The sequence below is a fragment of the Undibacterium sp. 5I2 genome (genome assembly GCF_035019605.1).
GTDB lineage: Bacteria > Pseudomonadota > Gammaproteobacteria > Burkholderiales > Burkholderiaceae_D > Undibacterium.
In genome coordinates this window covers 12685-31010 of the sequence record NZ_JASJVS010000019.1, presented here as the reverse complement: position 1 = coordinate 31010, position 18326 = coordinate 12685, and the positions used below count along the sequence as shown (strand labels likewise).

Here is an 18326-nt window from a genome sequence, read left to right as displayed (position 1 = left end):
CAGCACATTGTTTTTTTAAGCAACCATCCGGAGTGTACTCATGTTTGAGCATGTCGAAGCCTATGCGGGCGACCCTATTTTGTCCTTGAACGAAGCGTTTGGTAAAGATACGCGGCCGAACAAGATCAATTTGTCGATCGGTATTTATTTTGATGATGCCGGCAAAATTCCCATGTTGCCTTCGGTTCGTGCAGCTGAACACCAAGTCGTGGCCGCAGCCGGTGCGCGTCCTTATTTGCCGATGGAAGGTGCGGCCAATTTCCGCAGCGCCGTCCAGCAGTTGTTGTTCGGTGTCGCTCATCCGGCCGCTTTGGCCGGCCGCATCGTGACGATACAAACAGTTGGCTCCAGCGGCGGCTTGAAAGTCGGCGGCGATTTCATCAAACGTTATTTCCCTGACAGTACGCTGTTGCTGAGCGATCCAAGCTGGGATAATCATCGCGCCGTCTTCGAAGGTTGTGGCTTGGCCGTTAAAACCTATCCTTACTACGATGCGGCCACTGGCGGTGTGCGTTTCGATGCCATGCTGGCAGCCCTGCGCCAAGCTGACAAGCACAGCATCGTGCTGTTGCACGCTTGCTGCCATAATCCTACCGGTGTCGATTTGAGTAAAGAACAATGGCAGCAATTGCTGCCGGTGTTGCGAGAGCGCGAATTGTTGCCTTTCTTGGATTTGGCCTATCAAGGTTATGGCGATGGGATTGAAGAAGATGCGTATGCAATACGTTTGTTAGCCGATGCCGGCTTGAGCTTTTTCGTCGCCAATTCCTTTTCCAAAAGCATGAGCTTGTATGGCGAGCGTTGCGGTGCCTTGAGCGTAGTTTGCCCCGATGCGGCCCAAGCCGTGAATGTGCTTGGACAATTGAAATCTACCATTCGTCGCAATTATTCAAATCCGCCGCTGCATGGCGGCCAGTTGGTGGCGCGGGTGTTGAGTGATCCGGCCTTGCGCGCGATGTGGGAAGCCGAAGTCGTGGCCATGCGCGATCGTATTCAAGCGATGCGCCGTCAATTGCATGATGTCTTGTCGGCGAAAGTGCCGGGGCGTGATTTCAGTTATTTCCTCACGCAACGCGGGATGTTCAGTTATACCGGTTTGAGTGCTGAGCAGTGTGATCGTCTCAAAGAAGAATTCGCTGTGTATTTGGTGCGTTCCGGCCGGATTTGCGTGGCCGGCCTTAATAGCGGCAATGTAGAAGCTGCTGCACAGGCGATCGCTGCCGTTCTGAACTGATTTTTGAGCTGCAAAGAAAAGCGACGCTGTACAGCCTCGCTTTTTCTGTTTAATATATTAAGAACTCGCAGAGAGTGCGTGGTTTACTTATGAATTCTGCGCCAGCCGCTTGGGCAGTTACTGATGGCCGGATAAAAACCATCGGGATCATTACAGTACAACCAATCGTCGCCAGACTGAGGCGCATCGTAGTAACGGACTTCATCGCTGCGGTAGCTGACCGGCGGCGGTGCCGAGACATAGCTGGTCGAATTGTAAATCACCGTCGGTTGACTGTTTTGTACCGTCGGATAGTAGGATGTGTCGCGGTAGTAATATGGGCTGCTGACGTAGGTGGCGCCGTAATACGGCTGATAGCTGCGGTAGTAGCTGCCGGAATAAGCTCCGTAGTAGCCACCATAGTAGGGGCCGCGATTAGCAAGTAGGCCCAGACCTAAGCCGACGCCCAGACCGACGCCCAGACCGGCACCACCGCGGTAACCGCCGCGGTAACCGCCGTGCCAGTGCGATGAGTGCGCCTGTGCGGTGGCGGTCGTGAGCAGATTCCACGATAGAATAAAGAGTAGGGTGAGGATTTTCATGATGACAATGTCCCAGCGGTAAAGTAATCAGTCTACGTCAAAAAAAGGAAAAAGGCAGGCAGTCGGGCCGTTCCATACACTCTGTTACCAAGTGGTGCAAGCTGCTTGTTAGAGTCGGTAGTGGGAATTGAGTTCCCGATTTGTTTTAGCGGATGAAAGAATTGCATGAAAATTACTAGTTCATTGGTGGCGGCAGTGCTGGCTTGCAGCACGCTGCTCGGTATCAGTGCTCAGGCTGAAGTCAGTACCAGCGAACGGTATACCAAATACGACTACGATATCCCTATGCGCGACGGCGTGCGCCTGCATACCGTTGTCTATGTGCCGAAAGACAGTTCGCTCAGTTATCCTTTTTTGATCACGCGTACGCCGTATGGTGTCGGGGTACGGGTGGGTGATGAAACGCATCAGGGCGTGGATTTTTATCCGAAAACACTGGGGCCAGGTAAAGAATTCGATGCCAGCGGTTATATTTTCGTTAATCAAGATGTGCGCGGGCGCTTTTTATCGCAAGGCAGTTGGCAAGAAATGACGCCACATCTTCAAGCAACACGCGCCCCTGGCGAGGGGGTCGAGAGTGAAGATATGTACGACAGCGTCGAATGGCTGCTCAAACACGTGCCTGGCAATAATGGCAAAGTCGGTATCTGGGGGATTTCCTATCCGGGTTTCTATACCTCGGCCAGCATCATCAATTCGCATCCCGCCATCAAGGCGGCTTCGCCACAGGCACCGGTCACCGATCTGTTTATGGGCGATGATTCCTATCATGGCGGCGCGTTTATGTTGGCGGCTAATTTTGATTTTTATTCCAGTTTCACCATCGAGAAAAACCCGACCAGCTTGCCGAAAACCTGGACTCCGTATGATTACGGCAGTAACGATGGCTACCAATTCTTCCTTGAACACTTGAGCCTCGCGCGCATTACCGCGCAACTGAGTGAGAAACAACGCACGCTGCTGATGCCGACCATAGAACACAGCAGTTACGATGACTTTTGGAAGGCGCGCAATATCGCGCCGCATCTGAAGCAAATCAAAGCGGCCGTTCTGACGGTAGGTGGTTGGTATGATGCCGAAGACTTACACGGCCCGTTTGCCACCTATCACAGCATCGCTGCCAACAACCAAGGCTATTTCAATGGCATCGTCATCGGCCCTTGGGCGCATGGTGGCTGGCACAGTGCCGATGGTAAAACGCTGGGACATGTCGACTTTCAATCGAAAACCGGCGAATACTATCGCAAAAATATCTTGTTGCCGTTTTTTGAACAGTACCTGAAAGGTGTGAGCAATCAGACGGCGGCGGTGGCGACAGTGTTTGAAACCGGTACTAATGTCTGGCGGCGTTATGCCAGTTGGCCGCCGCAGCAAGTGCAAATGCGCCGCTTATACCTCGGTGCTGGCGGCAGCTTAAGTTGGCAAACGCCGACCGACGCGGCGCCGGCATTTGATGAATATGTCAGTGATCCGCACAAACCGGTACCATTCATTTCCTACGTGGCCACCGGCGTGCCGCGCGAATACATGGTATCAGATCAGCGCTTCGCCTCCACGCGGCCGGATGTGTTGACGTATCAAACTGCGCTGTTGAACGAGGATGTGACGGTGGCTGGCCCAGTCAGTCCGCAACTTTTCGTCAGTACCAGCGGCAGCGATGCCGATTGGGTAGTGAAATTGATTGATGTCTATCCACCCGATTATCCGCAAGCCGAGCCGGCGCATGAGGCCGGCGCTGACGTGGCCCGACCGGCGCTCAGTATGGGCGGTTATCAGCAATTGGTACGCGGTGAACCATTGCGTGGAAAATTCAGAAACAGCTTCGAGCAGGCCGAACCCTTCGTGCCGAACCAAGTTACCGCGCTCAATTACAGCATGCCCGATATTAACCATACTTTCCGGCGCGGCCATCGCATCATGCTGCAGGTGCAAAGCTCTTGGTTTCCGCTGGTTGACCTCAATCCGCAAAGCTTCATGTCGATTCCACAGGCGCAGCCGGCCGATTTTCAGCGCGCCACGCAGCGTGTCTATCATGCGCCCGGTCAGTTTTCCGGTATTGTGTTACCGATCTTGTCTGAACACATCAAGTAATTGTTGTTCCCTTATCGGTCATGCCGATTCATTGTTATAGCCAAAGAGACAAACCATGGTTTCATTAAAATTTTTTAAGCGCACGGCAATGGCCGTATTGGTCGCCTGCGCCTGCGTGCCCGCCGCAGCCCAAACGATGCCGTCGAATCAGTTCGTGCTCGAAGCACAGACCATGGATTTAACTGCTGATCCGTGTCGACAATTTTTTGAGTATGCCAATGGTAACTGGCTTAAAAATAATCCGATTCCGGCCGATCGTTCACGTTACAGTGCCTATGATGAAGTGGCCGAACGCAATTTGACGGCATTGAAACGCATCGCTGAAGCGGCCGGTGATGGCTCTGTCGGCAGCCCGAGCCAGCGTCTGGTCGGCGCATTTTATGTCAGCGGCATGAATGAGGCGCGCATTGAACAACTCGGCTTCACGCCTTTGGCGGCGCAGTTTGCTGAAATAGCCGCGCTATCGAATCAGCGTGAATTGATGGCGATGCTGGCGCGTTTGCATAAGCAGGGCGTGTACGCGCTGTTTGGTTTCGATGTCGGACAGGATGCGAAAAATGCCACGCGGACGATTCCTGAGCTCACGCAAGGTGGCCTTGGCTTGCCGGATCGTGATTATTATCTCAATACGGATGCCAAGACGCAGCGGATACGTGCGCAGTATCTGGCCTATATCACGCACATGTTCATGCTCGTCGGTGAATCTGAGACCGAGGCACAGCAAGCGGCGGCCCAGGTAGTCAAGCTCGAAACGCAGTTGGCCAAAGCTTCACTCTCCAAGGTGGCACTGCGCGATCCGCAAGCCAGTTACCATTTGTCGGATATGGCAGGTTTGCAGAAGTTGCATAAAAACACGCCTTGGCAAGTGTATTTCAATGACATAGGCTTGCCGCAGCCAGGGCAAATCAATCTGGCACATCCGCAGTTTTTGCGTGTCGCTGCCGGTCTGGTCGAGCGTTTGTCGCTGCCGGAATGGAAAACTTATTTGCGCTGGGAATTGCTCAATGCCCGTGCCGTCGACCTCAGTCATGATTTTGTCGATGCGCATTTTGATTTCTATGGCAAAACCTTGGCCGGCACCGAGCAACTGCAACCACGCTGGAAACGCGTGTTAGGCAATATCGATGCGCAAGCCGGTGAAGCACTCGGCCAATTGTATGTGGCGGAATTCTTCCCGCCCGATGCCAAAGCCGGCGTGCTGGAGATGGTGAATAACATCAAGGCCGCGATGCGTGCCAGTATAGGCAAGTTGGCATGGATGTCGGAACCGACCAAACAGCAAGCCTATAAGAAGCTCGATACCGTGATGGTTAAGATCGGGTATCCCGATGTGTGGCGCGATTACAGCAGCCTGCAGATCACGCCGGATTCGTATGTCGACAATGTCACGCAGGCGGCGATGTTTGAGTTTCAACGTGGCTTAGCCAAGCTGGGCAAACCGATCGACCGCAACGAATGGGGCATGACGCCACAGACTGTCAATGCCTATTACAACCCGAGCATGAATGAAATCGTCTTCCCAGCCGGCATACTGCAACCGCCGTTGTATCACCCCAAAGCCGATGCTGCCGCTAATTATGGTAATACCGGCGCCACCATAGGACATGAATTGACCCATGCCTTCGATGACGAAGGACGTCAGTTTGATGCCGAGGGTAATCTCAAAAGTTGGTGGAGCAAACGTGACGAACAGCAGTTTCTGCTGCGGGTGAAGGCGATAGAGCAGCAATTCGATGAATTCAATCCGATTGATACCTTGCACGTGAACGGCAAGCTGACGGCCGGTGAGAATATTGCCGATTTAGGTGGGATGAAAATCGCCTTGCAAGCCTTGCGCACGGCTTTAGAAGTGCAGCCGCAGGCGGCACTGATCGATGGTTTAACGCCGGAACAACGGTTTTTCGTGGCCAATGGCCAGAGTTTCCGCAGTTCGATTCGCGCTGAAATGCTGCGTTTGAGATTATTAACCGATCCGCATGCCCCAGATAAATACCGTGTGATTGCCCCATTGGCGAATCTGCCGGAGTTTTCCGCAGCGTTCAGTTGTCAAGGCGAGCGCTCGCCGCTGCGGCATGGCAGCAAGCTGGTGCAGATCTGGTAAAACGCCTGCGCCACGCTACGGTATACTGTGTGCGTAATTGACTGTTCGCCGCTGCCTGTAGTCTGTCAGGTAGCGGTGCCGATTTTGATTCTGTCGACCCGAGCTCGGTGGTCGGCAGCGCACTGATGATTTATCATGGAAACCACTAAAGTCATAGAATTTGAACGTCCACAAATGGAAGCTGGCAGCAGTTGCACCGCCAATGCATGGGCGCGCATCCCCGAAACGCCCGATGCGGCGGAAAAATTACTGCTCAAGCAAAGAGTGCGTGAGTTGCTGGTTGAGAAACAGGCGGTCTTGGTGGCGCATTATTACGTCGATGCGGATTTGCAGGACTTGGCCGAGGAAACCGGCGGCTGTGTTTCCGATTCACTGGAAATGGCACGCTTCGGTCGCGACCACCGGGCGCAAACGCTGGTGGTAGCGGGGGTGCGCTTCATGGGTGAAACAGCGAAAATACTGAGCCCGGAAAAAACCATCCTGATGCCCGATCTCGATGCCACCTGTTCGCTCGATCTCGGCTGCCCGGCCGATGAATTCGCCGCCTTTTGTGATGCCCATCCGGATCGCACCGTGGTCGTCTATGCCAATACCAGTGCCGCTGTGAAGGCGCGTGCCGATTGGATGGTCACTTCGAGCATAGGGCTCGATATCGTCGCAGCCTTGCATGCCGAGGGCAAGAAGATACTGTGGGCGCCGGATAAGCATTTGGGCAGCTATATCCAAAAGCAAACCGGTGCCGACATGTTGCTGTGGCAAGGATCTTGTTTGGTGCATGATGAATTCAAGGCTACTGAACTGGCCTTGCTCAAGGCGGAACATCCGCATGCCTTGGTACTGGTGCACCCGGAATCACCGGCAGCGGTGGTGGCGCTGGCCGATGTGGTCGGCTCGACTTCACAGTTGATTGCAGCGGCACAGAATTTAGCAGCGACTGAATTCATCGTTGCTACCGATAATGGCATCTTACATAAAATGCAGATGGCAGCCCCCGGCAAGCGCTTTTTGGTGGCACCTACCGCCGGTAACAGCGCCACCTGTAAGAGTTGCGCTCACTGCCCGTGGATGGCCATGAACGGTTTGCGGAATCTGGTGGCGGTGCTGGAAAATGCTGCCAATGAAATCCACGTGCCGGCCGAAATCGCGCTACCAGCCAAGCAGTGTATTGATCGTATGCTCGATTTTGCTGCGGCCAGAAAAACCGTGGTTCGACCATCGGGAGATTTGGCCCAAGATGGACAATTATTTTCCGGCATTGGTCCGGCGTGAAGGAAGGAATGCGCATGAGTAGTAATTTAATCAATCGTCTGGGGCCATTTGAGGCTGATTTGCAAGCGGCATTCGAGCGCAATGTGCGCGATGCCTTGAGTGAAGATATCGGTGCTGGTGATTTGACCGGTTTGTTGGTGCCGGCATACGAACAGGTGACGGCCCATGTGGTGGTGCGCGAAGCGGCGGTGCTGTGCGGTGCGCCATGGTTTGATGCGGTCATGGCGGCCTGCGCAGAATCGGTGCAGATCGATTGGCAGTATGCCGAGGGCGCTCTGATGCAGGCCGATAGCGTGGTGTGCAAGATCACGGCACCAGCCCGCGCTTTGCTCACGGCTGAACGCGCGGCATTGAATTTTTTACAGATGTTGTCGGCCGTAGCGAGCGCCACCAGCCACTATGTGGGCTTGGTGGCCGGTACCAAGGCGGCCATACTCGATACGCGTAAAACTATGCCGGGTTTGCGCTTGGCGCAAAAATACGCGGTGTTGGCAGGTGGCGGACAAAACCAGCGACTGGCATTGTATGACGGTATTTTGATCAAGGAAAACCATATTGCCGCAGCCGGTGGGGTGGCCGCAGCGATGGCGCATGCACTGGCCTTGCGGGCTGGGGTCAGCATTCAAATTGAAGTGGAAAATTTAGCTGAGCTGGCGCTGGCACTGGAAGCTGGGGCGACCTCGGTACTGCTGGATAATTTTGATCTGGCCCAGATGCGCGAGGCGGTTGCCTTTACGGCTGGCCGTGCGGTGCTCGAGGCGTCCGGCGGGGTAGATCAAAGTTCGGTGCGCGCGATTGCAGAAACCGGAGTCGATAGAATTTCCATCGGCAGCCTGACGAAAGACGTGCGGGCGATTGATTATTCTTTGCGGATTATTTGATCGCTTACTGCTTAAAACGCAGCGACCAGCGGTCGCTGCGGCGCGCTTATTTTTTGCGTTTCGGTGTCAATACCGTTGGCAAGGCCTTCGGTAAGGTATCGGGGTAGTCGCGACTGAAATGCAGGCCGCGGCTTTCCCGGCGCGATAGCGCGCTGTTGACGATCAGCGAAGCCACTTCCACCAAGTTGCGCAATTCGAGCAAGTGATTCGAGATGCGGAAATTAGCATAGTACTCGTCGATTTCTTCTTTGAGCAGGCGGATTCTGTGTTTGGCGCGTTCGAGTCGTTTGGTAGTGCGTACGATGCCGACGTAATTCCACATGAAACGACGCAGCTCATCCCAATTGTGCGCGATCACGACTTCTTCGTCAGCGTCCGATACCCGACTTTCATCCCAATCCGGCAGGGCTAATGGACTCGCACGCTCCTGGCTCTCGATGTGCAGGGCCGTGGCGTGACCGACCACCAAACATTCGAGCAGCGAATTGCTGGCCAAGCGATTGGCGCCATGCAGCCCCGTGCAAGCAGTCTCGCCGACCGCATACAGACCAGGTAAATCGGTACGGCCATCGGTATCGGTAACAATGCCGCCGCAAGTGAAATGCACCGCTGGCACCACCGGTATACCTTGTTTGGTGATGTCGATGCCGAGTTCAAGGCAGCGCGCGTAAATGGTGGGGAAGTGTTCTTTGAGAAATTCCGGCGGTTGATGACTGATATCGAGTTCGACATAATCAAGGCCGCGTTTTTTCATTTCAAAATCGATGGCGCGTGCGACCACATCGCGCGGGGCTAATTCGGCGCGCTCGTCGTGCGCCAGCATGAAACGCGTGCCGGCAGCAGCCCCGGCTTCGGCCGGCAGTTTGAGTACCCCACCTTCACCGCGCACGGCTTCGGTAATTAAAAAAGATTTGGCAAACGGATGGTACAGGCAGGTCGGGTGGAATTGCATGAATTCCATATTGCTGACCCGGCAACCGGCACGCCAAGCCATGGCAATCCCATCACCGGTGGCGGTATCGGGATTGGTCGTGTACAGATACACTTTACCGGCACCGCCGGTGGCCATCACAGTGTGTTGCGCCGCGAAGGTATCGACCTTGCCAGTGCGGACGTCTTGCACATACAGGCCGACGCAGCGAGGTGTAGTCAAGGGTGCGCCGAGTTTGGCTGAGGTGATGACGTCGATGGCGTAATGGTGTTCGAACAGGCTGATATTGGGGTGATTGCGCACCTTCTGCTCGAGCGTCACTTGCACCGCATGGCCGGTGGCATCAGCCGCATGAATGATGCGGCGCTGGCTGTGGCCGCCTTCGCGCGTCAAATGAAAGCCGAGCTCGGCTTCGTCGTCGCGCGTGAATGGTACGCCTTGCTCAATAAGCCAGTCGATGGCAGCGCGACCATGTTCGATGATGTAGCGCGTCGCACCTTCATCGCACAAGCCGCCGCCGGCAATCAGGGTGTCGGCAATATGTTGTTCGTGACTGTCATGCGAATCGAGTACTGCGGCAATCCCGCCTTGGGCCCAACTGCTGGCGCCATCGAGTAATTCGCGCTTGGAAATGATCGCCACTTTGCGGGTCTTGGCGAGATGCAAGGCGACCGACAGGCCGGCCAGTCCGCTGCCGACGATGGCAACATCGAAATTCTTCATTATGTCTACTTTATATGGTTGCAGTCGCAGCTGTTCTGGCGCGGCCGGAACGCGGACGTCCCGGCCGCGCTAACCCGTATATTACAGGATTGCGGCGCGGTCGCGCGGTACGCTCAGTTTGCCTTGCCCGGAATTACAGGTTTCACCTTGGCAGCGGCTGCTTTGGCCAAGGTGCGCGCGGTATCGGTATCGGCTGCTTTCGCCAGTGCTACGCCCATGCGCCGGCGTGCGAACGATTCCGGCTTGCCGAATAAACGGATATCGGTGCCCGGCACTTGCAGAGCCTTAGCAACGCCCTCGAAGGCGATGCCGACCGCATCATGTTGGCCATAAATGACGGCCGAAGCGGCCGGCGACAACAAGCTGATATCGACCGGCAAGCCGAGTATCGCCTTGGCATGCAATTCAAATTCACTTTGAGCCTGGCTGGCCATCGTCACCATGCCGGTATCGTGTGGGCGCGGGCTGACTTCGGAGAACCACACCATGTCATTTTTAACGAACAGCTCAACACCGAACAAACCCAGGCCGCCGAGGTCATCGGTAATTTTTTTGGCGATTTCACGTGCCAGTTTCAAAGCAGCCGGATGCATGGCTTGCGGCTGCCAGGATTCGACATAGTCGCCGTTAACTTGCACATGCCCGATCGGTTCGCAGAAATGCGTCTCTATCTGACCGGCGGCACCGATGGCGCGTACCGTCAAGAGGGTGATTTCATAATCGAAATCGATGAAGCCTTCGACAATCACGCGACCGGAATTGACGCGACCGCCGGCGGCGGCATAGTCCCAAGCAGAATCAACATCCGCCGCGCTGTCGAGACGCGACTGGCCTTTTCCTGACGACGACATGACCGGTTTGACGATGCATGGAAAACCAATTTCAAGACTGGCGGCGCGTAATTCTTCCTGACTATCGGCGAAGCGGTATGGCGAGGTGGCCAGCCCTAATGTTTCTGCTGCGAGTCGGCGTATGCCTTCGCGGTTCATGGTCAGCCAAGCCGCGCGCGCGGTCGGGATGACGCGCACTTTACCGGCGGCTTCCAATTCCATCAACATCGGTGTGGCGATAGCCTCGATTTCCGGCACCACTAAATCAGGGCGTTCTTGTTCGATCAGAGCGGCCAATGCGGCACCATCAGTCATATCGATGACATAGGCGCGATGCGCCACTTGATGACCGGGGGCGTTGGCGTAGCGATCAACGGCAATGACTTCAATGCCCAGTCGCTGAAGCGAAATAATAACTTCTTTGCCGAGCTCACCCGAGCCGAGTAACATGACTTTTGTGGCGGATGGTGACAGCGGTGTGCCGATGAGGTGTGTGGAGTTCATGGATTGGTAATGGTTTTAGGGTTTGGTGTGCAGGCAGCCGGTGTGGTCATTGCTGCAAAGTTCAAATTATACTGAGGAAATCAGAATTAAAACGGATGTTTGTATGGAAAGCTTGCAAACCGCTTGACACCAAAGTGGGCCGCTTGTTTAATATCGTGGGCAGCAATTTTTGCCGAGTGCGAGCGATGAACGACCAATACAATAACCGACGATATCGCAGCGAATTCAAATTTTTACGAGGGGGCTTGAAGTGAATAAAACTGAGTTGATCGATCATATAGCGAAAACAGCGGATATTTCCAAAGCGGCTACAGCGCGCGCCCTGGACGCATTGATCGATGCAGTAAAAACGACTTTAAAGAAGAACGGCACCGTCACCTTGGTCGGTTTCGGCACGTTTTCCGTTGGTAAGCGTGCAGCCAGAACCGGCCGCAATCCACGTACCGGCGAGGCAATAAAAATCAAGGCAGCCAAGGTTCCTAAATTTAAACCTGGCAAAGCGTTGAAAGATGCTGTAAACTAATGCTCTTTCGTGGCGCTGTGACGGCGTCGTGATGTTTGATGGTAAGGTGCGGGCGCTTAGCTCAGTTGGTAGAGCGGAGCCCTTACAAGGCTTAGGTCGGGAGTTCGAGCCTCTCAGCGCCCACCAGTTCATCAAATAGAAATAGAAAAGAAATACCAGGAGTGGTAGTTCAGTTGGTTAGAATACCGGCCTGTCACGCCGGGGGTCGCGGGTTCGAGCCCCGTCCGCTCCGCCAAAACAATAAAAGCCATTTGCGCAAGCAAACGGCTTTTTTCATTTCAGCGGAAGCAAGCCAAGAGTTTGGCTTGCGTCGGGGTGGGGTGAGGCTGAGCTTGGGCCGGGCTTACCAGCCCGGCAGCGGCCCGCAGGATGTGGGAGGGCCCCGTCCGCTCCGCCAAAACAATAAAAGCCGTTTGCGCAAGCAAACGGCTTTTTTCATGTGCGCCCAGCATGGGCGCACTCCTGGAGGTGCAAGTCCTCCCGCAAGCTGACCACAGCGAGCGAAGTGAAGTACAACTGCGGAAGGGTGACCAACCGTGGGAAGGAAGTACGAATCATAAATCATGAGCCGAGGAACACGAATCGCATAGAAGGCGCTGCTTATCAGGGTGAGCGGGCGGTATCTGTCAAGATAGTTGGTAAGATTTGAGGTCAAGCCGCTGCCATTTCCTTATTCATTTTTTAGACTTCTTCACGATCAGGATTGAGACTGACCTGATCAACCCAAGTCCAGTTTCGCGTATCACCTCGCCAGCGTTCCGGTTGCTTTGCACGGGCGATTTCATAGACTGCTTTGCGTTGTGCTAAAATCATTCGGCCACGTTCCTGATGGCGTTCTGCTGGCGTCACGAACGGAATGCCACTATGCCGATGCTCGTGGCTGTACCATTGTTCTGGTTGCCATCTGGCACCGGCCGCATCGTTAACAACTCGGCCACGGATGCCGTACGCTGGCGTTGCGCTCACCCTAACGCCAGCGACAGCCTCGATTTCGGTCCTATTTTATGGGCGAGGCGCATGATTATCCGCAGGAAATTTTGTTGCGCAACGAGGCCAAACCTGCTGGCCTATTTCATTTGCGGATTACATAGGAGACCCCATGCGAACGTTACGCCAGGTCAAGATAGAGGGTTTCAAATCGATCGCCAGCGCGGAGTTGGAGCTGGGTGATTTGAACGTGATCATCGGCGCCAACGGTTCGGGAAAATCGAATTTCATCGGCGTGTTCCGCCTCTTGGAACGGTAAAGTGGCCCCCTAAGTCCAGACAATTATCCAAAGAGTTTAAGATAGTGCCTGTTTCTGCCACAGCTGCACGGCGCGGCCCCGTTATTCGCACTACATCACTACCGTGCTTTTCTTTTCCTGTATTTTTGAATCAGGCAGTTCAGCACCAAATTTATTCACGAGCTTGGCACCGCCGCCCACGCCTGAGCCATACACGGTTTCCGGCGTTTGATAACCCAATGATTGATGTTTACGTTCAGCGTTGTAGAACATAAAATAGTTCGCCAAGCCGATCACCAATTCCGGCATACTTTCATGCTTTTTCAAATACACTTCTTCCTATTTCACGCTGCGCCATAGGCGCTCAACAAAAATATTATCCAGTGCCCGACCGCGACCGTCCATGCTGATTTTAATGCCGCTTCTAAGCAGCAGCCCAGTAAAGGCGTGGCTGGTAAACTGCGCACCCTGATCGGTATTAAAAATCTCCGGCGTTCCATACCATTTTATGGCTTCTTCCAAGCAGTCCACGCAAAACCCCGTATCCATCGTGTTCGACAACCGCCAGGACAGCAGCTTCCGGCTGTACCAGTCAACCATCGCCACCAGATACACAAAACCCCGCGGCAGCCTGATGAAGGTGATGTCTGTACTCCAGACCATATTTGGTCGAGTGACGTCGATACGTCTCAGTAAGTACGGGTAAATCTTGTTCTGCGGATGCGCTTTACTGGTGTTGGGGTCTGGGGCCACATGTCTGAAAGTTGTCGTGTGTTCCGCGTTTTGTCGATACAACTGAGTACTGGTCGCACTACGTCTTGCAATCGCTGATTAATTGGAGAGAGACTTGCATCAGTCTGCTGGATTGCGTAAAGTGTGTACACATAGATTCGCAACTGAAAGGGCAATCACATGGAGACAATGAAGGTGGGTATACGCGAGTTCCGCACCGACTTGGCCGAGTACATTGCATCAAGCACGCCAGTGGCGGTGACACGGCATGGGCAAACAGTTGGCTACTTTATTCCCATACATGGACAAGCGGAAGCCGATATTGTTGCCTTGAAAAAAGCCAGCAAGACCTTGGACGAGCTGCTTGAGGCACAGGGGGTGGATGTCGAGTCTGTAGTGGCAGATTTCAAAGTCGCACGCAAGAGGGCAAGTGCGCCTGCGAAAAAGTTGAAACCCAAAGCAGCATGAGTGGCAAGGCCATCGTTCTCGATGCGAACATTCTGATTCGTGCTGTGCTGGGGAAGCGGGTGCGTGAACTGATTTTCGACAATGCTGCGACGGTCAAGTTCTTTGCGCCTGATGATCGGCGTGCCAACCTGGACATCTGATCGTATTGCTTTGTATTTTGTGTGAACCGCCACTAGGTATCGGCCTACGCGGGAGCGACGATGCGGAGGCGTGGGCAGCTGAGGTAACATCAAACCAAACGCGTTCATCGGCGCCAGCGATTGTTAAAAAAACCGACTTAGCCTGACTATTCCGGCGTCGCAGCAACAAATAAGCGTGAAAAACTGGCAATGCTGGCACAGCCGGCGAACAGTGCGCCCAGCACCAAGGCATGGCTGGTGCCGGCGTTGCCAGACAGACTAAGGCAGAGCGCGACCAAGGCGGCACCGCTGGCTTGCCCGAGCAGGCGCGCGGTGGCGACGATGCCGCTGGCGCTGCCGGCACGTTTGGCGGGGGCGGAATTCATGATCGCTTTCAGGTTAGGGGCTTGGAAAAAACCGAAACCGACTCCGCAGACCGCCATGCGCCAGACGATGTCAGCTACGCCGGCTGTAGTTGGCATAAATACCAGTGCACTCATACCTGCGGCCAAAATCGCCAAGCCTATGCCGCCGAGCAGACCGGCCGGATAGCGGTCACTGAGGCGTCCGGCTAGCGGTGCCATGATGGCCACCATGATGGCCCACGGGGTGATGAGAAAACCGGTTTCCACGGGTGAGCGGCCGAGTACGATTTCAAAATAAAACGGTAGCGTCACGAAGGCCAGGCTTTGGGTGGCGAAAGTAAAGATCGCTGTCACCACCGAGAGTAGAAACAAGGGGCGGCGTAATAAATCGAGCGGCAGCATCGGGGCATGATGATTGCGCTGGCGATGAATCAGTAAGCCGAAGAAGGCCATCGTCGCGATCAATTCGGTCAGCAGGGTGGTGCGCGCAGCGAGATGGGCGGCGTCACCGAATAATAAAATCAGCAGGCTGAAGGCGACGATATTGTAAAACACCGTCAGTTTATCGATCTGATGCTTGGCCCCTGCGCTCAGCGGCAGGAAGCGGCGCCCCAGCAGCAGTGCGATCACACCCGGTATGATATTAATAGCGAACAGCCAGGGCCATGCGGCGCTGACTAAAATCAAGGAAGCCAGGGTTGGCCCGGTCGCGAAGGCTACTGCGACCACCATGGAGTTGAGGCCGAAGCCACGTCCCTGTAGCTGGGCAGGGAAAATCGAACGTAGCAGTGCCGTATTGACACCCATGATGGCGCTGCCACCTAAACCCTGAAATAGCCGGGCGATCACCAGTGAGGGCAGCGACCAAGCGCAGGCGCAGGCCAATGATGCCAGTGTAAACAGTGCGATGCCGGCCAATGCAACGCGCCGGTAACCGATGATTTCGCCAAGCGCGGCAAACGGCAGCAAGGTTGCGACCATGGCGAGTTGATAGACATTGATAATCCAGACCGAGGCCGCCGCTGAGGTATGCAATTGTGCGGCGATCGCTGGCAGGGCGGTATTGGCGATGGCCGTGTCGAGTGAGGCCATGGCGACGCCGAGCGAGAGTGCCAGCATGGCGAGCAAACGTTCGCGCGCCGGCAAGCCATCTGTGTAGATCGCTGGTGGGGTGACTTTTGCGGAAAGAGGCATGAGGCGTGAACTGGCCATGTTGGTGAGAATAGGTGGGTGATTGTAATGGTTTGTCATTAATGTTGCTGGCATGAGCATGAACGTCTGTCCTGCTTGTGTTTTTAATCATGAAAAATCAGCAAAAAAGCCTGTTTTCACTGCTTCTTTTTGCTGCCACTGCCACAAGCAGGCAGAAAAGACTGATAAAATCCTGATTCGGTCAGCGGCGACACGGAATGATGAAAATTGTTCTCTTGTGTTAACAATGCTGTTAATTCCTTGGATAGACCGGCGTATCAGTCGCTAACGACCGGTTCCGCTGCGCTGGAAATGCGAAAGGCGAACGCGAGTTCGCCTTTTTTTGTTATTCCAGAATTGTCATTTTTAGTCATACGATTGGTTGAACATGTTTGAATATATTCGTACCCATCAGCGCTTGATGCAGTTTTTGCTGTTGCTGATTATTTTCCCGTCGTTTGCTTTTTTCGGTATAGAAAGTTATACCCGATCGCAAGCGGCTGCCGGTGCCACGGTCGCGACAGTCGCCGGCCAAGTGGTGGCGCAGCAGGAACTCGATGGTGCCATGCGTGAGCAACTCGATAAATTCCGTCAGATGTATGGTGCGCAATTTGATTCGAAATTGCTCAATACACCGGAAATGAAACTGGGCGTGCTCGATGAACTGGTCGGTCGCAAGGCCATTGCGGTCGAAACTGTGCAGAGTAAATTGTCGATCAGCGATGCCATGTTGCAGCAGGCGATTTTGGCGACGCCCGGCATGATCAAACCGGACGGCAGTTTTGATAAAGAACGCTATATCAGCTTACTCGCTGCCCAGGGCATGAATCCGGCCCTGTACGAACAGCGCTTACGTCAAGATATGGTGCTCGAGCAGTTGCTCGGGGCGGTGCAAAACACCAGTTTTGTACCGAAGACCATTTCCGACCGTTTGGCTTTGATCGGTGAGCAGGAACGTGAAGTCGCGGTGTTATCGTTCAAGGCTAGCGATTACCTCGGAGAGGTCAAGCTCAGTGATGAGATGATCAAGGCCTATTACGATAAAAATGCTGCGCAATTTGATATCCCTGAAATGATCAAAGCCCAGTACGTGGTGCTCAGTAATGAAGCCTTGGCCGAGCGCAGTGTGGTCAGCGATGCGGAAATTGAAGCGTTCTACCAAAGTAATCAAAAAGCTTACAGCGTCGATGAACAGCGTCGTGCCAGCCACATTCTGATCGCCGCCGGCAAAGATGCCAGCGCCGATGTCAAAGCCAAGGCGAAAGCCAAAGCCGATGCGCTGCTGCTGCAGTTGCGCAGTAATCCGTCGGCTTTCGCCAAATTGGCAAAAGAAAACTCGCAAGATTCCGGTTCGGCTGAACGTGGTGGTGACCTCGATTTCTTCGGTAAGGGCGCGATGCTCAAGCCATTTGAAGATGCCGTGTTCAAGCTCAGTAAAGGACAAATCAGCGACGTGGTACAGAGTGACTATGGTTTTCATATCATTGAAGTCACTGATATCAAGCCGGCATCGGTTAAACCGCTGGCTGATATCAAAACCCAGATCGCTGGTGATATTAAAAAACAAAAAGCGCTCAAGGCGTATGCTGACGCCGCTGAAAGCTTCGGTAATCTGACGTATGAACAGTCCGACAGTTTGAAGCCGGTCGCGGATAAACTCGGTTTGAAAATTGAAGTCGTCGATGGCATCACCCGCAGCGGCAACCCTGCTGTAACTAATCCGGTACTGGCCAATCCAAAGTTGATCAAAGCCTTGTTTGCCGATGATGTCGTGAAGAAGAAACACAACACTGAAGTGGTTGAAGTGGCACCGAATACCTTGGTCGCAGCGCGTATCGTCGACTATAAGTCAGCCAGTCGCCAACCCTTGGATCAAGTGCGCGCGGCGATCATTTCTCGCTTGACGCAGGAGCAAGCCTTGGTCTTGGCGGAGCAAGCCGGTAAAGCGCGCTTGGCGGCCTTGCTGGTGGCGGATGCAAGCAGTGGCTTTGCTGAAGCGAAGCTGGTTTCGCGCGCCAAGCCGCTCGATATACCGGCGGCGGCGCTCAAGCAAATCATGCAAGCCGATACGCGTAAGCTGCCGGCGTTTGCCACATTGGAAGCGGGCGAGGCCTACAGCATCTATCGGATTTCCAAAGTCAATGCCGGCACACCAGATCTGGAAAAACGCAAGGCGGAAGCGAAGCAACTTGCTAATCTGATCGCACAGCAAGAACTGAGTTCGTATATCGAGGGTTTGAAAACCAAAGCCAAGGTCACGATCAATAAGGCGGCACTGAGCACGAGCGCGCCAGTCATTGAGTAACACCAGGTAGTTCCAAAAAAACGGCGTCTGCGGACGCCGTTTTTTTTCGTCTTGAATTGAGTTAGCCGTGATGATGACGGACTTGCTATGATGGTCCGATGATATTTTTTTATTAAGGCGGCCAGCCACCGTCAGTCTCACTCTGCGCCTGTGGGCACGCAGCTTTGCGCTATTTGCGGCAGGACTGTGCGAAGCATTCTCGGATTCCGAAAACATTTGATGTGTATCAATGTAACTAAACAGTGCCTTGTTA

Annotated in this window: 15 protein-coding genes, 2 tRNA genes and 1 pseudogene; 12 read left to right on the top strand and 6 right to left on the bottom strand. The window is 54.2% G+C overall.

Going from position 1 to position 18326, the window contains the following annotated elements; translation table 11 throughout:
- Positions 1 to 40: 40 nt before the first annotated feature.
- Positions 41 to 1234 (top strand): amino acid aminotransferase, encoded by a 1194-nt coding sequence (locus QN359_RS08920; RefSeq protein WP_322248869.1) that lies wholly within the window; start codon positions 41 to 43, stop codon positions 1232 to 1234.
- Between the two features lie 83 nt (positions 1235 to 1317).
- Here QN359_RS08920 and QN359_RS08915 read toward each other — a convergent pair whose 3' ends face one another.
- Positions 1318 to 1815: a hypothetical protein gene (locus QN359_RS08915; protein WP_322248868.1), complete on the bottom strand. Its 498-nt coding sequence runs from the start codon at positions 1813 to 1815 to the stop codon at positions 1318 to 1320.
- A 165-nt stretch (positions 1816 to 1980) separates the two neighbouring features.
- Here QN359_RS08915 and QN359_RS08910 point away from each other — a divergent pair, with 165 nt between their 5' ends.
- The 4 genes from QN359_RS08910 (at position 1981) to nadC (ending at position 8157) form a co-directional block, all read left to right on the top strand.
- On the top strand, positions 1981 to 3906 hold the full coding sequence (locus tag QN359_RS08910; protein WP_322248867.1) for a CocE/NonD family hydrolase: 1926 nt from the start codon (positions 1981 to 1983) through the stop codon (positions 3904 to 3906).
- Between the two features lie 55 nt (positions 3907 to 3961).
- Entirely contained in the window at positions 3962 to 6007 is a 2046-nt protein-coding gene (locus QN359_RS08905) for a M13 family metallopeptidase (protein WP_322248866.1), read from the top strand.
- Positions 6008 to 6142: 135 nt separating this feature from the next.
- Complete coding sequence (nadA, locus tag QN359_RS08900) at positions 6143 to 7276, top strand: quinolinate synthase NadA (RefSeq protein ID WP_322248865.1); 1134 nt, start codon at positions 6143 to 6145, stop codon at positions 7274 to 7276.
- A 14-nt stretch (positions 7277 to 7290) separates the two neighbouring features.
- The gene (gene nadC, locus QN359_RS08895; RefSeq protein ID WP_322248864.1) at positions 7291 to 8157 is read left to right on the top strand and encodes a carboxylating nicotinate-nucleotide diphosphorylase; all 867 of its coding nucleotides are present in this window, start codon (positions 7291 to 7293) and stop codon (positions 8155 to 8157) included.
- A gap of 46 nt (positions 8158 to 8203) precedes the next feature.
- Here the strand turns inward: nadC and nadB are convergent, their stop codons facing one another.
- Positions 8204 to 9811 (bottom strand): L-aspartate oxidase, encoded by a 1608-nt coding sequence (nadB, locus tag QN359_RS08890; protein ID WP_322248863.1) that lies wholly within the window; start codon positions 9809 to 9811, stop codon positions 8204 to 8206.
- A gap of 113 nt (positions 9812 to 9924) precedes the next feature.
- Positions 9925 to 11145: a formate-dependent phosphoribosylglycinamide formyltransferase gene (gene purT / locus QN359_RS08885; RefSeq protein ID WP_322248862.1), complete on the bottom strand. Its 1221-nt coding sequence runs from the start codon at positions 11143 to 11145 to the stop codon at positions 9925 to 9927.
- Positions 11146 to 11395: 250 nt separating this feature from the next.
- On the opposite strand from purT, the gene QN359_RS08880 reads away from it, so the two are divergent.
- The 3 genes from QN359_RS08880 (at position 11396) to QN359_RS08870 (ending at position 11903) form a co-directional block, all read left to right on the top strand.
- Positions 11396 to 11668, top strand: coding sequence for an HU family DNA-binding protein (locus tag QN359_RS08880; RefSeq protein ID WP_322248861.1), 273 nt, complete (start codon positions 11396 to 11398; stop codon positions 11666 to 11668).
- 50 nt (positions 11669 to 11718) lie between these two features.
- A tRNA-Val gene (locus QN359_RS08875) sits at positions 11719 to 11794 on the top strand.
- Positions 11795 to 11826: 32 nt separating this feature from the next.
- Positions 11827 to 11903: transfer RNA gene (locus tag QN359_RS08870), tRNA-Asp, on the top strand.
- A 446-nt stretch (positions 11904 to 12349) separates the two neighbouring features.
- Here the strand turns inward: QN359_RS08870 and QN359_RS08865 are convergent.
- Positions 12350 to 12634, bottom strand: coding sequence for a hypothetical protein (locus tag QN359_RS08865; protein ID WP_416200197.1), 285 nt, complete (start codon positions 12632 to 12634; stop codon positions 12350 to 12352).
- A gap of 133 nt (positions 12635 to 12767) precedes the next feature.
- Between QN359_RS08865 and QN359_RS08860 the strand changes: the two genes are divergently transcribed.
- A complete protein-coding gene (locus tag QN359_RS08860) occupies positions 12768 to 12914 on the top strand; it encodes an AAA family ATPase (RefSeq protein WP_322248860.1) in 147 nt (48 codons plus the stop codon).
- 90 nt (positions 12915 to 13004) lie between these two features.
- On the opposite strand, the pseudogene QN359_RS08855 reads toward QN359_RS08860, so the two are convergent.
- Positions 13005 to 13646 (bottom strand): annotated as a pseudogene (locus QN359_RS08855) (IS3 family transposase); the annotation flags it as partial.
- A gap of 159 nt (positions 13647 to 13805) precedes the next feature.
- On the opposite strand from QN359_RS08855, the gene QN359_RS08850 reads away from it, so the two are divergent.
- Both QN359_RS08850 and QN359_RS08845 read left to right on the top strand, forming a co-directional pair.
- Positions 13806 to 14093, top strand: a complete 288-nt coding sequence (locus QN359_RS08850) for a type II toxin-antitoxin system Phd/YefM family antitoxin (protein WP_322248859.1) — start codon at positions 13806 to 13808, stop codon at positions 14091 to 14093.
- Complete coding sequence (locus tag QN359_RS08845; protein WP_322248858.1) at positions 14090 to 14233, top strand: PIN domain-containing protein; 144 nt, start codon at positions 14090 to 14092, stop codon at positions 14231 to 14233. The genes QN359_RS08850 and QN359_RS08845 overlap by 4 nt, the downstream gene beginning before the upstream one ends.
- Before the next feature lie 146 nt (positions 14234 to 14379).
- Here the strand turns inward: QN359_RS08845 and QN359_RS08840 are convergent, their stop codons facing one another.
- Entirely contained in the window at positions 14380 to 15789 is a 1410-nt protein-coding gene (locus QN359_RS08840) for an MFS transporter (protein ID WP_416200196.1), read from the bottom strand.
- Between the two features lie 367 nt (positions 15790 to 16156).
- On the opposite strand from QN359_RS08840, the gene QN359_RS08835 reads away from it, so the two are divergent.
- A complete protein-coding gene (locus QN359_RS08835) occupies positions 16157 to 18073 on the top strand; it encodes a SurA N-terminal domain-containing protein (protein ID WP_322248857.1) in 1917 nt (638 codons plus the stop codon).
- Positions 18074 to 18326: the final 253 nt, after the last annotated feature.

What these genes read in the sequence shown, in the direction of transcription:
- QN359_RS08920 (WP_322248869.1), top strand. Translation starts at nt 41, where the DNA reads ATGTTTGAGCATGTCGAAGCCTATGCGGGCGACCCTATTTTGTCCTTG.
- QN359_RS08915 (WP_322248868.1), bottom strand. Translation starts at nt 1,815, where the DNA reads ATGAAAATCCTCACCCTACTCTTTATTCTATCGTGGAATCTGCTCACG.
- QN359_RS08910 (WP_322248867.1), top strand. Translation starts at nt 1,981, where the DNA reads ATGAAAATTACTAGTTCATTGGTGGCGGCAGTGCTGGCTTGCAGCACG.
- QN359_RS08905 (WP_322248866.1), top strand. Translation starts at nt 3,962, where the DNA reads ATGGTTTCATTAAAATTTTTTAAGCGCACGGCAATGGCCGTATTGGTC.
- nadA (WP_322248865.1), top strand. Translation starts at nt 6,143, where the DNA reads ATGGAAACCACTAAAGTCATAGAATTTGAACGTCCACAAATGGAAGCT.
- nadC (WP_322248864.1), top strand. Translation starts at nt 7,291, where the DNA reads ATGAGTAGTAATTTAATCAATCGTCTGGGGCCATTTGAGGCTGATTTG.
- nadB (WP_322248863.1), bottom strand. Translation starts at nt 9,811, where the DNA reads ATGAAGAATTTCGATGTTGCCATCGTCGGCAGCGGACTGGCCGGCCTG.
- purT (WP_322248862.1), bottom strand. Translation starts at nt 11,145, where the DNA reads ATGAACTCCACACACCTCATCGGCACACCGCTGTCACCATCCGCCACA.
- QN359_RS08860 (WP_322248860.1), top strand. Translation starts at nt 12,768, where the DNA reads ATGCGAACGTTACGCCAGGTCAAGATAGAGGGTTTCAAATCGATCGCC.
- QN359_RS08850 (WP_322248859.1), top strand. Translation starts at nt 13,806, where the DNA reads ATGGAGACAATGAAGGTGGGTATACGCGAGTTCCGCACCGACTTGGCC.
- QN359_RS08845 (WP_322248858.1), top strand. Translation starts at nt 14,090, where the DNA reads ATGAGTGGCAAGGCCATCGTTCTCGATGCGAACATTCTGATTCGTGCT.
- QN359_RS08840 (WP_416200196.1), bottom strand. Translation starts at nt 15,789, where the DNA reads ATGGCCAGTTCACGCCTCATGCCTCTTTCCGCAAAAGTCACCCCACCA.
- QN359_RS08835 (WP_322248857.1), top strand. Translation starts at nt 16,157, where the DNA reads ATGTTTGAATATATTCGTACCCATCAGCGCTTGATGCAGTTTTTGCTG.